This is a genomic window from Vibrio sp. SBT000027 (assembly GCF_963894355.1).
Taxonomy (GTDB): Bacteria; Pseudomonadota; Gammaproteobacteria; order Enterobacterales; family Vibrionaceae; genus Vibrio; species Vibrio splendidus.
Map to the genome: position 1 here is coordinate 1,704,166 of NZ_CAWQGD010000001.1, position 13,433 is coordinate 1,717,598.

Here is a 13,433-nt window from a genome sequence, read left to right on the forward strand (position 1 = left end):
CGCCCAGTTATACGGTCTTAGGAATCACGATACTGAACTTAGCTCCACCATGGTTGCTGTCGTCGATTTTGATATCCCAAGAAAGCTTTTTAGCCGCTGAAATTGCAATCGCGAGGCCTAAACCCAAACCACCGGTGGTTGAGGTTCTGCTAGAGTCCAAGCGAGAAAACGGAAGGAATACTTCGTCACGCCTATCTTCTGGAATTCCAGAACCATTATCTTCAATGAGAACCAGCCAATTTTCTGAGTTCTCATCCAGAGTCATCCATACTTTGTCTTGCGTGTAATTGCCTGCATTCTTAAGAATGTTATCAAACACCAAACGCGCCATCGAGCAGTCGCATTTAATGGCGCAATCTTGCGTTACATTTGATTCGAAGATCACGTTATCCAGTTCGGAGTAACGAATCCGGTCTAAACAATATTCAAGTAAGTTCGCTCTTACTTTTACCAGTTCAAAGAAAGAGTTATCCATGACATTCAATTTCGACAGCATGATAATTTCTGAGGTGAGCTCGTTGATATCCTCAATGTAGGTATCAATATCATCGAAAAGAACCTGCTGCTTCTCGGGGGCTCCCCTTCTCAAAATATCGGTCGCCAGCTGAATACGACTCAACGGAGTACGTACCTCATGAGGGATAGCTTGCGCAAAGATATGGCTTTGTTTTACTTTGCTCTCTATCTCTTCAGCCATGAAGTTAAAGCTTCTGGCCAAATCAGAAACGGGGTGGATGTCGTCCAAGTCAGATCGAGTACTGAGCTTCCCCTTACCAAATTGCTTTTGCTTCTCAACCAATAGCTCTATTCTTTCTTGAAAACGCCTCACAGGTAAGTAAACACTTGCGCCAATCGCCACAATAACAGCCAGTAACAGCCCTAACAAAAAGTGCCTTTCTGAATCCTCATACCATTCAATCTCAGGAGAGAAGAAGTCCCCTACCTCACTGAACGCAAAGCTAGATTCTGAATTTGGCAACTGAAACACCGCCGAATAGAGATTGTTGTCACTGAGGTATATCGGTACACCGTTCAAGGTCGTATATAACTCACATCGTTGACAAGGCGCTTCTCCCGACCAATTTTTCAACAGGCGTAAATTGAAGATATAAAATTGTTGGTAGCCTGTTCTATCGAGCTCTTTATATAGCGAGTTTTCCTGATGGTGTTGGCGAACATACTGCTCAGCAAAGTAAATGCCATCGTTAAGGAACGTTTCGATCTCGGTGCGTCGCATGTGCCCTTCACCAAGGTTCAAAAACAAGAATATCGTTGCCGACATCCCAGTCACAATCCCAAGGTATAAACGAGCAAACATCGAAACCGAGCGAAGTTTCGTAGCAATGAACTTACGCAACCAACATGTACCCCTTATTGCGAACCGTACGGATCAACTGCTTGTCTTTTGCGTGAATACGTAGCTTCCGGCGTAAACCAGACACTCGCATATCAATCGAGCGGTCGTTAAACGAATAGTCAATTCCTCGAAACAACTGACAGCACTGGTCTCGAGTCACGACTTGACAGATGTTATTCACAAGAAGGTTTAAGATTTCAAACTCAGCAGAAGTAAGCTTAAGATTTTGCCCATACAGAGTGGCACTTTGAGCAATATTGTTGATCACAATATCGCATTGCTTTTCAGCCGTCTTTTCCGGCGCGATAGCAATAGGAGCAGCTCGACGTAATAACGCTTCAATTCGCGCCAACAAGGCATGGCCACGAATAGGCTTTGCAACGTAATCATCCGCGCCAAACTTAAATAAGCTTACCTCACTCATTTCATCTGCTGAGGCGGTCAACACTAAAATTATTCCATTGTAAAACTCACGAGCCTGACGACAAATTTGAGCGCCACTCATGCCCGGAAGCATCAAGTCCAACAGCACTAAATCAGGTTCAATACTGCGGATCGCTTCAAGTGCTAAATTCCCTTCATGAACAACGCTAACATCGTAGCCTTCAGCTTCTAGATAAAGCGTAGTTAAACGAGCTATCTCTTGGTCATCTTCGACAATGAGCACTTTGGTTTTCGACATTACTATCACCAGTATTTATTAAAAGCGAGGGCAGTATATATACTGCTCATATATCATCAATGTTGTGATTCGAGCCTCAATTTTACCGTACGCAAAACATTGTAATCACTTTTGTACATACACGTTTACAAAACGCAGTGCTTAACCGCCAGTACGCCTTGGTTTATGAAGGTTGGCCATCAATAACTCGATATTCACGGTGTTTTAATTGCCCATACAACGCTTACGTTTGCTTTATTTTCTTACTCACACTTACATTTAAGGCATTTACAAAACCCAATCAAATCAACCCTCCAAATAGTAATGACTTGGCGGTTAATATCACTGACAAATGACATATTTAGAGGTTTAAAATCCGACTCTAGCGTTCGACAGTCGAAGGAAATCGATTACGTTACCCACCAGCCAGTGTTTTACATTTTCAAGGCCTCGGCAGGCGCTATTAAGCAATATCTTCTTCAAGTAATATTGATGAAATTGATAATTCGATCCAGCATTTGCTAATCACCACTACCTCACAGGGTCCACTTTAAGATGAATAAACCGCTTTCACTGTTACTGACCAGCACCGCTTTATTTTCAACGCAGTTATTAGCTGATAGCAATAAACAAGAAATAGTGAATTCGATTCAAGCGCAGGTCATTTCTTGGATAAACATTCAGGTCGCGCCAAAAATAACATTCGTCAAAAGATGGCCTTCAACTGTGGGTTCTATAGTGCACTCCTTTCTGTAGCACCTTTTTCTTCTTCAACACGGCTTTTTAACGACTGTTGAAGACCAGAATTCAATTTGATAAGCGCCTACTGAATGCATGATCTCGGTAGGCACTGTTCGACCAACACATCAGTTCACCGAGTTCAATATGATGACCAATTATCAACCTTTCGAGCACCTCAAGTGTCCTATTTGGATATATGACATTGATAATAAAAGAATAACTTGGGCAAATAGTAACGCCCTCCCCCTCTGGGAGTCTGAGTCGATGTTTGAGCTGACATCACGTGACTTTAGTGTCGAGATGTCAAAAGCGATAGAAGCAACACTGGAAGAATACCAAAGACAATTTCTACGTAACGAAAGCATCAAAACATGGTGGAACTTCACGCCAAACTACATTTCCAAACGTGCATTATGCCTATTTTCTGGGATCCCATTGCCCGACGGTCGAACTGGAATGTTGGTACAAGTCATTGCCGAAGAAGGCAGCCTAAAGCACGACTTAGCTTGCTCTGATGGCGCAAATCTCTCCCTTCTATTTGATAACTCAGGAAACGTAGTGAGTGCTAACTCCGCATTCTTTCAAAACTATGGCTCACCGTTTAGCACTCTATCCGACTTCGTTTCAAGTGAAGAGACAGCAGCACAATGGTTGTTTGCTGCGCGTAAAGGCCGCGAGATTTTAGAAGAAGTCAGCTGCGAAATAGATAACAAAACCCATCATTTTGACGTTCAAGGAAAATGGCTATTTGATAAAAGCGAGCTTCTGTTAAACCTCACCTGTACAACTAAACAAAAAGAGAAACTGATCAAAGCCAGATACAACGCAGAGCACGACTGTTTAACTGAGCTTTATAATCGCCGTGGGATCACCAACCTTCTAGAAACCAGTATTGCCTATCGCTCGCCCTTTGAGTTGATGTTTGTCGACCTTGATGGCTTCAAATTGGTCAATGATACTTATGGACACAGTGTCGGTGACCAACTACTTAAGCAGGTTGGCGAACGTCTTAAACACCTCGTCGACGAGACGTGCATGATCGGTCGATTTGGTGGCGACGAATTCATTGTGATTGCCCACGCCTGTCGAAATCACAATATCCCGCTGCTCTGCTCGCGTATTATTGAAGCCTTGAACAAGAGTTTCCACATCAGAGGAATTGGCACCTTGTCTGTTGGTTGCAGCATCGGTACTGCTCATTTCCCTGATAATGCCGTCGATCAAGAGTCCCTGCTCAAGCAAGCGGGTATGGCGATGCATATGGCCAAAGCAAATGGACGAAATCGATTTCAAACTTTTACACCTTGCTTAGCACAAACCCTTCACCGCAAGGTAGAGATCCGTCATCGACTCACGCATGCCTTAGAGAACGACGACCTCAACCTTCATTACCAACCGATAATGAACACTAACAGCGACAAGGTGAAAGGATTTGAAGCCTTACTTCGATGGTCGGACGAAGAACTTGGTGACATCGCTCCTGACGAATTTATTACCTTAGCGGAGGAAAGTGGGCAAATAGTTCCTCTCGGAAAATGGGTTCTCAATTCCGCACTCAAACAGTTATCGATGTGGCAACGAGAGTTTGATCATGAGTTGATGATGAGCATCAATATCTCGAGCATTCAGATGCACGCTACCTTTGCCGAACAGCTATCGGCAATGCTGAACTTCTACAATATCCAGCCTCAAAGCGTTGCCCTTGAAATCACCGAGTCTTCGATGATCTTCAAGCATGGTGAAGTCAGACAAGCATTAAGTGATATATCAAAATTGGGCGTAGAACTTCACCTTGACGACTTTGGTACAGGGTACTCCTCGCTCTCAATGTTGCATGACTTGCCAATTAGCACTGTTAAACTCGATAAAAGTTTTGTCCATGGTTCGCACAAAGGGAGCAAAGCAATAGTCCAAGCCACCCATGCTATCTGCGACAAACTGGGGCTAAAAGTAGTTGCTGAAGGCGTCGAGACCGAAACGCAAAAAGCGTTCTTGATCGATTGTGGATACCAGTATCTTCAAGGGTTCTTGTTTAGTAAGCCCATCCCGTCAAATGAAGTCGAAAGACAATTTTTAACGGGTCGATTAATAGACATTTAAAAACTTATTTATCAATAAGTTAGAGTTTTTGAACACTTCGTAGTCCAGAGAGTGATACCCGCATCAACGCTTACGTATGCTTACATTGCGGCCAACAACGACAAACCGAAGTTAAAGCATTGTTTATTATGTAATTATTGATAAAAATCAACCTATAAGCCATATAACAGATATACCTACCTTCTGTAATGGCTTTGGTATTTAGATTACCCTCATGCAGCCCCTAAATCAGATCAAATAATCGGTAAATATGAGAAGACAAAACGGCTTCACTCTCTTAGAACTTATCATCGCTGTCTTAATTTTGGCTATCCTGTCTGCCACGGCTATGGCCAAGTTCTTAAACGTTCAAGGAAGCGCCCGTGCGAGTAAAATACACGACGTAGCGGGTAACCTACGTACCGGTATCGATATGATCTACGCCAAGTCTGCGATTGCTGGCGTTGAGGGAGAGTGCAACTATGTAGAAAAAACGGAAATTGAAACCTACTACGTCTGTCATGGTTACCCAATAGCTTATGTGGATTCACTAAGAAGACTGCTCAATATCGACAGAACAGAGCTTCACGTGATCAACAAAGAAGTCGATCCTGGCAGCAATGCCGAAAGAGTAGCTGCTATCTCTTTTGACGCAGATAACTACACCTATTCACCTGAAGGTGACTTTTGTCAGGTACTCTATCAACCAGAAAAAGAACCTCAAATCGTCGTACTTGATGGCGCATGTTAAATACTCAACGATTTTACTCATTCAGAAGTTAGAGCTAAGCCATCGAGACAGCTCTTTGAATATCATGTGGTTACGATAAATTTGTTCAAAAATAATACGAATAGGGTTAAGTTGTTGCTACTTACATCTTTAAGTGCTGTTTACGTTATAACATGAACTTAATTCATATCTTATTTTTTATAATTAGCCTGTAAAGATCTACATAGGTGCATGTCTGATATAGATATCAACAGTGTTTTGGTTAAACACCTTTCGTAAATAGATAGGTATAAATATATAAATAAAATATCATCCTCGTGCTATCTAAAACTTCCCACCTAAAATTTTCATTATTTAATAAGACGTAAGAATACAAATAAAGCAAACTCAAAATACAATATTATCAATTCCATCATCTAGTCATATAATTAAATTACTAAAATCATGTCTCAATTAAATTATATTAACATTACATAAGTTGACATAATCTAAGTTTATCCTGAAAAATTCTGATAAATCTCACACATCAATAAACCGAATGAATACCATCAAAAGCTACATTAGAAACCTCTAAATCCAGTAGCTAAACCTTCCACATAGAAGCGGTGAAATGGATAAATACCAAAACAAATGGATAAATCCCCTTTATCCCTTGTAAATCATTGGCTTTCATTTATAAATTCAACTTTTGGATGAACATCTCCATAACCTTTCATTCAAGCCCAAATTCTGCGATTAGTATCAACATCTTAAGAGAAAATGGTGACATTTTGGTTATATTATTTGGAAAGGACTCTTAGGTTGAATGAAAATCCCAGCCAATACACATCAATCACATAAATATAATAACTGTCGCTTAGGAGTTGAGCCATGCACTGTTCTTTCAATATAAACAACAATAATGAGAGCTTGCAACTGATCTACAATGAAGAAAAAATATACATCAAGAACAACAGCAATAAGATATCAGAGGAAAGTCTTAATAGTAAAGAGAGTTTTGTATTCAAATACCTTATTGAGCACTCATCAATATCTAACCCTCAATCTGCACGAGATGTTGAGGAGTCTTTTAAATTACATTTTGATGAAGAGTTTAGTTTGTATGCATTAAAAAACATCATCGCCTCAATAAGAAAGAAGTATCGAAACTTATGTAAAAAAGCAAAGATAGATAATAATAGCGAACTTATCTCTAACCTTTATAAGGTGGGTTACTTTATCGATCTCGATAAGAGCTCTACAAACTGCGTCGCACCAAAGTACGACATCAATCAATTCAAGCCCAGTCAGATAGAAATGTTGAAAATGATGTTCAACACCTATCATAGAGAACTGATTAAGGCTCTGATAACCGTGTTCACCATCTCTTCATTTTTCCTCTTCGTTGTCTACTTTTTCCAAATCCTTTATACGACGAAGATTGCAGATGAATACAGCGAAAACACCAAACATATTGCTGAAGAAATCATGCTCTATGGTTGCGATAACCAAGGGGCTGTGCACTCATTAAGGCATTCGCTCAACCTAGATTCTGTCATCATGACTACGTCTTATGGTTCATGTTATATCTCCAAAACACGATCGAAAATGGTAGACCTTGATCAAGTTGATGACTTTTACGATAGTGCCGATTTCGCTTATTCACGTTTCGCAGACACTAAGCATGACATTGACCTTACGGTGCGTATTTCTACACGCTCTATTGAAGCTCGATACAAAAACTCACTATTGCCTCTGTTAGTCGACTCGGTCTCGATCCAGAAGAATGGTTATTACATTCTGAACCTTGGTGAAGAAAGTAAAGCTATCTATCAAACACCACTGCCAACCGGCGCAACCATTACCTTTTACAGTGACGATATTGTCGTACTGTGGACTGCGCTTTCTCTGATTCTCGCCACACTGCTTTATCGCTCCTATATTCTGGGCTTTATGATCTACCTGTTTCGTTGGAAACACATCTCCTTTGAAGAAGAGCCCATCATCAACACCGAAGACAACAGCGTCCTGTATTACGAGTTGTTATCTCGTGTGCGTAACGTTGGCGTTTTAAGCTTCATCAACACCATGAGACGCACCAATTTACTCACCTTTCACACTATCTTGCTCATCGAGACGGTCAGAAAAGCCAAATTACACAACAGCCATGAGATCTATGGTGTCAACGTGTGTCCGAGCGCTTTGGTGGGGTCGAACTTCGCAAGGCTCAGAGAGCATTTGGCCGCGATGGAAGCGAATGAATTTGTCGTCGAGATTACTGAATATTCGAACATTGGCTATGGATGTGAGGTTATCGATAACATTAAGGATATCAAAAAACTTGGTATCACTATCGCTCTGGATGACTTTGGTACGGGCAATAACAACATCGAAATCATCAATGTTATCTCTCCGGCCTATCTAAAACTGGATCGTTGCTTTGTTAAAGATATCGAGTCAGGAGAGCACCATCAGGGTGTATTGCTTAATATCTCTGAGATTGGACGCTTATCAAATATCACGATGATTTATGAAGGTGTCGAGACGCGCAGGCAGCAATATATCTTGTGTCAGCTAGGCTACAACTTACATCAAGGCTATCTGTATAGCCGGCCCAATGATTCAGAGGAGCAATAGGCCCCCCTACTAGAAATCTTGACGAGCAACCATTTCCTATTCAAATAATCATCGCTCATACAGCTGCTTGAGAGCCCACAAGGACGTAGGCTTCAAGTACCCTCCCCGCCAAACATGCTTTATCCAAACTTAAAAATATCCGATCTATTTTCATAAAACCCTTGCCAATTCGAATAAAAAGGTTAGTGTTATACACATGTATATCACCATGCAGTTTTGATTATGACCGAATGGAAAGACGACCAACCGATTTTTAGGCAACTTGCCTCAAAGATCAGTGACCAAATTCTTCAAGGTGTTTGGTTAGAGCAACAAGCATTACCCTCTGTGCGTGCGGTTGCTGCCGATCTCAAGATCAACCACCTTACTGTCATGAAAAGCTATCAGTTACTGGTGGATGAAGACTTGGTAGAGAAAAAACGCGGCCAAGGCATGTATGTGGCCGAAGGGGCACTTCAAAAATTGAAAGAGTCTGCACACCAATCATTCATCAACACACAGATCCCAGCCATCGCTGAGACGCTAGGCATCATTGATATGAGTGTCGAAGAACTCGTGAAACAGCTAGCACAACATATAAAGGACAAGTCATGAGTACGTTACTTTCCGTGAAAAACGTAACCAAAACCTATTCAAATCAAGTGGGTGTCGAAAACATCAGCTTTGAGTTAAAGCCAGGTCAAGTACTTGGTCTGCTTGGCCACAATGGCGCGGGTAAATCGACTCTGATCAAATCACTGCTTGGTGGACACAACTATCAAGGTGAGATTGAAGTAAACGGCTACCACCCTATCCACCAGCACGCGGAGCTCATGCAGCACTTGTCGTACATCTCAGATGTTAACGTGTTACCAGAGTGGATGACGGTTAAACAACTGCTTCGATACACACAAGGTGTGCACCCTAGCTTCAACAAGCAAAAAGCAGAACAGACGTTAAGCAGCACCAACATTAAGTTGTCTTCTACTATCAAGCAGCTTTCTAAAGGGATGAAAGTACAACTTCACCTTGCGATCATCATCGCGACTGACACTCAAGTGTTGATCTTAGATGAGCCTACATTGGGCTTAGACTTGCTGTACCGCGATACTTTTTATCGCCACCTACTAGAATGGTTCCACGACGGCGAACGCGCCATGATCATTGCAAGCCATGAGGTTTCAGAAATTGAACACCTATTAACGGATGTACTGATTTTGAAGCAAGGTCATTGTGTCCTGCAAAAAAGCATGGAAGACATCGAGAGCGACTATTTCATTATTGAAGTCGCAAACAACCATTCAAGCGAGATTCAGAAACTCAACCCACTGACCTCACAATCAGGGCTAGGCACTACTAAGTGGTTATTGGAAGGTCAATACAAAGCGCAGGTTGAATCACTGGGTAACATCTATAACGTTGGTCTCGCAGATCTATTCCTTGCAACACAGATGGAGAAGGCATAATGCATCCAAGTTTTTACATGCTAGAAAAAGAACTCATCGAGCACAAAGTTAACACTCGATTGCCTCTGTTTGTCGCGTTATGTGGTTTCTTACTGTTCGTTGGTCTGTTCTTTAATGGCGCAGCACAACATGAGTTTTTCTTTGAAATGCAAGTGAACGGTGACGTGAGCGACATCCACAGAGAGTTCGCACAAGATCTCAACTCAGTGATCTACTTTGGCGCGGGCCTTATTTCACTGATCCTGTCGACGCTATATATCCCTAAAACGCTGCGTAAAGAGCGCCAAGAAGGCAGTTCGATGTTTTGGAGAAGTATGCCAGTATCCAATGCCATGACTCATGGCGTGAAGCTAGGCTTCGGTCTAGTGGTTATTCCGGCTATCTGCGCGCTATTAGTTCTATTCGCTGACTTCTTGTTTTGGGTACTGAACGTTTCAAGCGAACAACAATTGGCATTAATAGTAGAGCAGCAATCACTGCTTTATGTGCTGAGCAATTGGTTGGTGTTCTTTGGACGAATGATGTTAATTGCGTTAGTTCTGCTGCCGTTAGCAACGGTTACTCTGGCGATTTCACAGCTGGTGAACTCTCCATTACTTGTCATTTTCATCTCAAGCTATGCGATTAAGTTCCTCTCTGTCGCCGTTTTTGGGTTCTATGGCATCAATGACTTCCTATCTCTCATCGCATCATTGCCAATGAATGTGCTCATAGCAAGCAACCCATTAAGTGCGATTGCAGAAGCGCCGATTTTATCTCTAGGTATTTACGCACTGATCGGTGTTGGTGGCTATCTGCTGAGCCTAAAGCTGAACCGAACCGATGATGTCAGTTTGAAGACGCTCTTCCAACGTTAACGCATTCGCTCCTGACGTTGGTGTTATCTCTCCCGAGCAGGTAACCACATCAGATATCAAAATCTAAATCAAAGCTTCTGAGAAATCGGGAGCTTTTTTTGATCACGACTTTGCGAATACAGAGTGGGTAACAAGAACAAAGGGACAGAGGGGTTTTAGTTAGGAGTAACAGAGTGAAGCAACAAGAGAATCTAAGAGGAGGTATTAATGAGCTGACATTGAATGCATTGTTGTTAATGCCTGTCAGCTCTTTGGAGGATGATTTCTTTAGTCGCCGACCAGATGAAGGTCCTTGAGAGTACTAATGAAATCGATTTGTTGCGTTTTACATTTGATTAAGCTTTTCAGCTTTTTTATCTTAAAGCTTTACGATTTAAAGCTTATTTCTTTGAAGCTTCTTTCGCCGTGTCTTTCCAGTATTGGATGCGAACGCGATGAAGTTGTGCTCTTCTCATTTTTTTCATAAGGGATATTTCCTTTTCTTTAACTGCTCTTCATGAGCTATTTTTATTGCCAACCATTCGAATCTAACGGTGTTTGATGTCCAGATCAATGATACAAATCACAAAATTTATAGAGTTTTGAGTACCATTTACATCAAAGTATGACCTAGCTATCAACTATGGCTCAATTCAATCCTATGAGCCGCTCTTCAAAATTAAGGTTAGTTCTCTCAGATGACAAATTCATTTCAGTATCAATACAGTTCAATGATACGTACTTAATAGACCGGACCAACGCGGATTTAGTTCCAGCATCTTATCTTTTATTACTCACCTTATCTATAAAGTTACAGCGTAACCCAACCTGTGTTAGATGTGAATAATTAATCGCCACATTAGCCTATACGTCACAACATCAAAATGGGATTATGTTTGTAACGGGTAGAGCTTTTTATAGAAAAAAGCCGTAGTGGACAAAATTAAATGGACGTAATTATGAGTAAAGTAATTCTGCAAGGGCATATTCTAGTGCCAGACAACGACCTAAAAGCCGTCACACAAGCCTTGGTTGTACACAAAGAACTGACACTGGAAGAACCTGGTTGTATCGTGTTTCGAGTCAGTCAGAGCACGCTTCAACCTAATCGCTTTGAAGTGTATGAAGAATTCACTAGCCGAGAAGCATTCGAAGCGCACCAACAGCGAGTAAAAGCGTCTGAATGGGGTGAAGTCTCCAAGAATGTGACTCGTCATTATCAAGTCACCGATGTTCCAACATCATAATGATACATCCGCTAGCCAACAGTATCGTCACGTTGATCAAACAAGATCCCTTACGAATGCAGGTTTTAGACTGTGTCGCTCAGCTGGATTTACCGCAGTGCTATGTTGCTGCGGGCTTTGTGAGAAACCTCGTTTGGGATCAACTACATTGTTGTGCCTCCCCGACTCCACTCAATGATATTGATGTGATCTACTTTGATCCCATTGATACCTCTTACGAATCGGATCTTCGATACGAGGCTCAGCTTAAACAACGGTTACCTGAATTGAATTGGCAAGTTCGCAATCAAGCCAACATGCACACTAGAAATGGGGATGAACCTTACCAAAGCTCATTGGATGCAATGAGTTATTGGCCGGAGAAAGAGACCGCCGTCGCCGTAAAGCAAAGCATCAATGGAGACATCGAATGTATTTCGTCTTTTGGTTTAGTGAGTTTGTTTGATTTGCAAATCACACCCAACCCAAAGCGTAACCGAGATATCTTTGATCAAAGAGTACAATCCAAGAACTGGCTGACCCAGTGGTCCAAGTTAACGATTAGTCACAGTTAACTAGCGGTCAAACTCAAAAGCTAAAACCATTGACTAAAAACCCAATCAGATCGAACATGCCCCACTTGTTAACTTATTAGCTTATTAGCTTATTAGCTTATTAAGTTAGTTAGTAACTAACCAACTCATCAACCGCGCGTGGCGACTAGCTGCTACGCTCTCTCGTCATACTGAGTAACGACCATGAACCAACAATACATGCTGCAAGCACTCGAAGCTTCGCGCCAAGCCTTACCTGATTGCCAACCAAACCCGCCTGTGGGTTGTATTTTGGTGAAGAACGATAAGGTGGTGTCTGTTGGATACACGCAAAAAGTCGGCGGAAACCACGCCGAGGTCGAAGCGCTCAACAGCTATGACGACGGATTGGACGGAGAAATGGAAGGGGTTACCGCTTACGTAACTTTAGAGCCATGTTCATTTGTTGGCAGAACACCCGCTTGCGCCAATACATTGGTTAAAGCAGGTGTAAAACACGTGGTAGTAGCGATGCTAGACCCAGACCCTCGCAATAATGGTCGTGGTGTTGCGATCCTTGAATCGCACGGCGTGAAGGTGGATGTGGGGTTATGCCAAGCGCAAGTGAGTGCTTTTCTAACCCCATATCTTGGTAAATCTTAGCTCTTAAACAGCCAACGCTAGCTCAATTTGACTCGATAAAGCGGATTGACTGGCTTACCGACAAAGTATGACCAAATATGATCGTAGACGGCATGTTGGTTAGGGAATGGTGCCAACGCTTTTGCCTCTTCTAAATTGCACCAGCAGTACTCTGTATGTTCGTCATTCAGTTCAATCGCTTGGTTGGGTGGGCATAGCACTGCAAAGACCGGGATTAGCTGAATTACATTAACGTACGCCTCGTAAAACTGCTCCAGAAACTGCGCGTTATACAAAGCTTCCACTTTAATTTGGGTCTCTTCTTCAAACTCGCGCACGATAGCCTGCCAGCCTGTTTCTCCCGCTTCAATCGAGCCCGCGACATGGCACCAAAACTCGCCCTTCACACGCTTCATTAGTAGCATTTTCATTTGTCCGTCGATCTCTGAAATAGCGACACCGGATACAATCGAAGTATTGAGTGGAATCATCACGTTACCTTAGGTTGAATAAGAGGGCGGCAAGGCTACCACCCTTCACTTGTTAAGTTACCTTCTCTGATTAGAA

General features: G+C 42.2%; 12 protein-coding genes. 9 read left to right on the top strand and 3 right to left on the bottom strand.

From position 1 onward, the window contains the following. Nucleotides 1-7: 7 nt before the first annotated feature. A complete protein-coding gene (locus tag AACU28_RS07210; protein WP_121602667.1) occupies nt 8-1,357 on the bottom strand; it encodes a sensor histidine kinase in 1,350 nt (449 codons plus the stop codon). Further along, entirely contained in the window at nt 1,350-2,039 is a 690-nt protein-coding gene (locus AACU28_RS07215; RefSeq protein ID WP_004729957.1) for a response regulator transcription factor, read from the bottom strand. The genes AACU28_RS07210 and AACU28_RS07215 overlap by 8 nt, the downstream gene beginning before the upstream one ends. 813 nt (nt 2,040-2,852) lie before the next feature. Between AACU28_RS07215 and AACU28_RS07220 the strand changes: the two genes are divergently transcribed. The 9 genes from AACU28_RS07220 to AACU28_RS07260 all read left to right on the top strand — a co-directional run bounded on the left by AACU28_RS07220 (nt 2,853) and on the right by AACU28_RS07260 (nt 12,887). After that, complete coding sequence (locus AACU28_RS07220) at nt 2,853-4,859, top strand: putative bifunctional diguanylate cyclase/phosphodiesterase (RefSeq protein ID WP_017092912.1); 2,007 nt, start codon at nt 2,853-2,855, stop codon at nt 4,857-4,859. A 250-nt stretch (nt 4,860-5,109) separates the two neighbouring features. Beyond that, nucleotides 5,110-5,589, top strand: coding sequence for a type II secretion system protein (locus AACU28_RS07225; protein ID WP_054542457.1), 480 nt, complete (start codon nt 5,110-5,112; stop codon nt 5,587-5,589). 849 nt (nt 5,590-6,438) lie between these two features. Continuing rightward, nucleotides 6,439-8,184, top strand: coding sequence for an EAL domain-containing protein (locus tag AACU28_RS07230; protein WP_054542458.1), 1,746 nt, complete (start codon nt 6,439-6,441; stop codon nt 8,182-8,184). A gap of 222 nt (nt 8,185-8,406) precedes the next feature. Then, complete coding sequence (locus AACU28_RS07235; protein WP_017079597.1) at nt 8,407-8,778, top strand: GntR family transcriptional regulator; 372 nt, start codon at nt 8,407-8,409, stop codon at nt 8,776-8,778. Beyond that, complete coding sequence (locus AACU28_RS07240) at nt 8,775-9,629, top strand: ABC transporter ATP-binding protein (protein ID WP_017079596.1); 855 nt, start codon at nt 8,775-8,777, stop codon at nt 9,627-9,629. The genes AACU28_RS07235 and AACU28_RS07240 overlap by 4 nt, the downstream gene beginning before the upstream one ends. After that, nucleotides 9,629-10,486, top strand: coding sequence for a hypothetical protein (locus AACU28_RS07245; protein ID WP_121602668.1), 858 nt, complete (start codon nt 9,629-9,631; stop codon nt 10,484-10,486). The genes AACU28_RS07240 and AACU28_RS07245 overlap by 1 nt, the downstream gene beginning before the upstream one ends. A gap of 938 nt (nt 10,487-11,424) precedes the next feature. Continuing rightward, on the top strand, nt 11,425-11,712 hold the full coding sequence (locus AACU28_RS07250; RefSeq protein ID WP_121602669.1) for a putative quinol monooxygenase: 288 nt from the start codon (nt 11,425-11,427) through the stop codon (nt 11,710-11,712). Then, entirely contained in the window at nt 11,712-12,266 is a 555-nt protein-coding gene (locus AACU28_RS07255; RefSeq protein ID WP_121602670.1) for a nucleotidyltransferase family protein, read from the top strand. The genes AACU28_RS07250 and AACU28_RS07255 overlap by 1 nt, the downstream gene beginning before the upstream one ends. A gap of 183 nt (nt 12,267-12,449) precedes the next feature. Then, nucleotides 12,450-12,887, top strand: coding sequence for a bifunctional diaminohydroxyphosphoribosylaminopyrimidine deaminase/5-amino-6-(5-phosphoribosylamino)uracil reductase RibD (locus AACU28_RS07260; protein WP_102538464.1), 438 nt, complete (start codon nt 12,450-12,452; stop codon nt 12,885-12,887). Between the two features lie 17 nt (nt 12,888-12,904). On the opposite strand, the gene AACU28_RS07265 is transcribed toward AACU28_RS07260, so the two are convergent. Continuing rightward, nucleotides 12,905-13,357, bottom strand: coding sequence for an NUDIX hydrolase (locus AACU28_RS07265; protein ID WP_121602671.1), 453 nt, complete (start codon nt 13,355-13,357; stop codon nt 12,905-12,907). Nucleotides 13,358-13,433 lie beyond the last annotated feature (76 nt).

Excerpts from the sequence above, each read along its gene's own strand:
- AACU28_RS07245 (WP_121602668.1), top strand. The coding sequence starts at position 9,629 with ATGCATCCAAGTTTTTACATGCTAGAAAAAGAACTCATCGAGCACAAA.
- AACU28_RS07250 (WP_121602669.1), top strand. The coding sequence starts at position 11,425 with ATGAGTAAAGTAATTCTGCAAGGGCATATTCTAGTGCCAGACAACGAC.
- AACU28_RS07240 (WP_017079596.1), top strand. The coding sequence starts at position 8,775 with ATGAGTACGTTACTTTCCGTGAAAAACGTAACCAAAACCTATTCAAAT.
- AACU28_RS07220 (WP_017092912.1), top strand. The coding sequence starts at position 2,853 with ATGATCTCGGTAGGCACTGTTCGACCAACACATCAGTTCACCGAGTTC.
- AACU28_RS07255 (WP_121602670.1), top strand. The coding sequence starts at position 11,712 with ATGATACATCCGCTAGCCAACAGTATCGTCACGTTGATCAAACAAGAT.
- AACU28_RS07225 (WP_054542457.1), top strand. The coding sequence starts at position 5,110 with ATGAGAAGACAAAACGGCTTCACTCTCTTAGAACTTATCATCGCTGTC.
- AACU28_RS07235 (WP_017079597.1), top strand. The coding sequence starts at position 8,407 with ATGACCGAATGGAAAGACGACCAACCGATTTTTAGGCAACTTGCCTCA.
- AACU28_RS07215 (WP_004729957.1), bottom strand. The coding sequence starts at position 2,039 with ATGTCGAAAACCAAAGTGCTCATTGTCGAAGATGACCAAGAGATAGCT.
- AACU28_RS07260 (WP_102538464.1), top strand. The coding sequence starts at position 12,450 with ATGAACCAACAATACATGCTGCAAGCACTCGAAGCTTCGCGCCAAGCC.
- AACU28_RS07265 (WP_121602671.1), bottom strand. The coding sequence starts at position 13,357 with ATGATTCCACTCAATACTTCGATTGTATCCGGTGTCGCTATTTCAGAG.
- AACU28_RS07230 (WP_054542458.1), top strand. The coding sequence starts at position 6,439 with ATGCACTGTTCTTTCAATATAAACAACAATAATGAGAGCTTGCAACTG.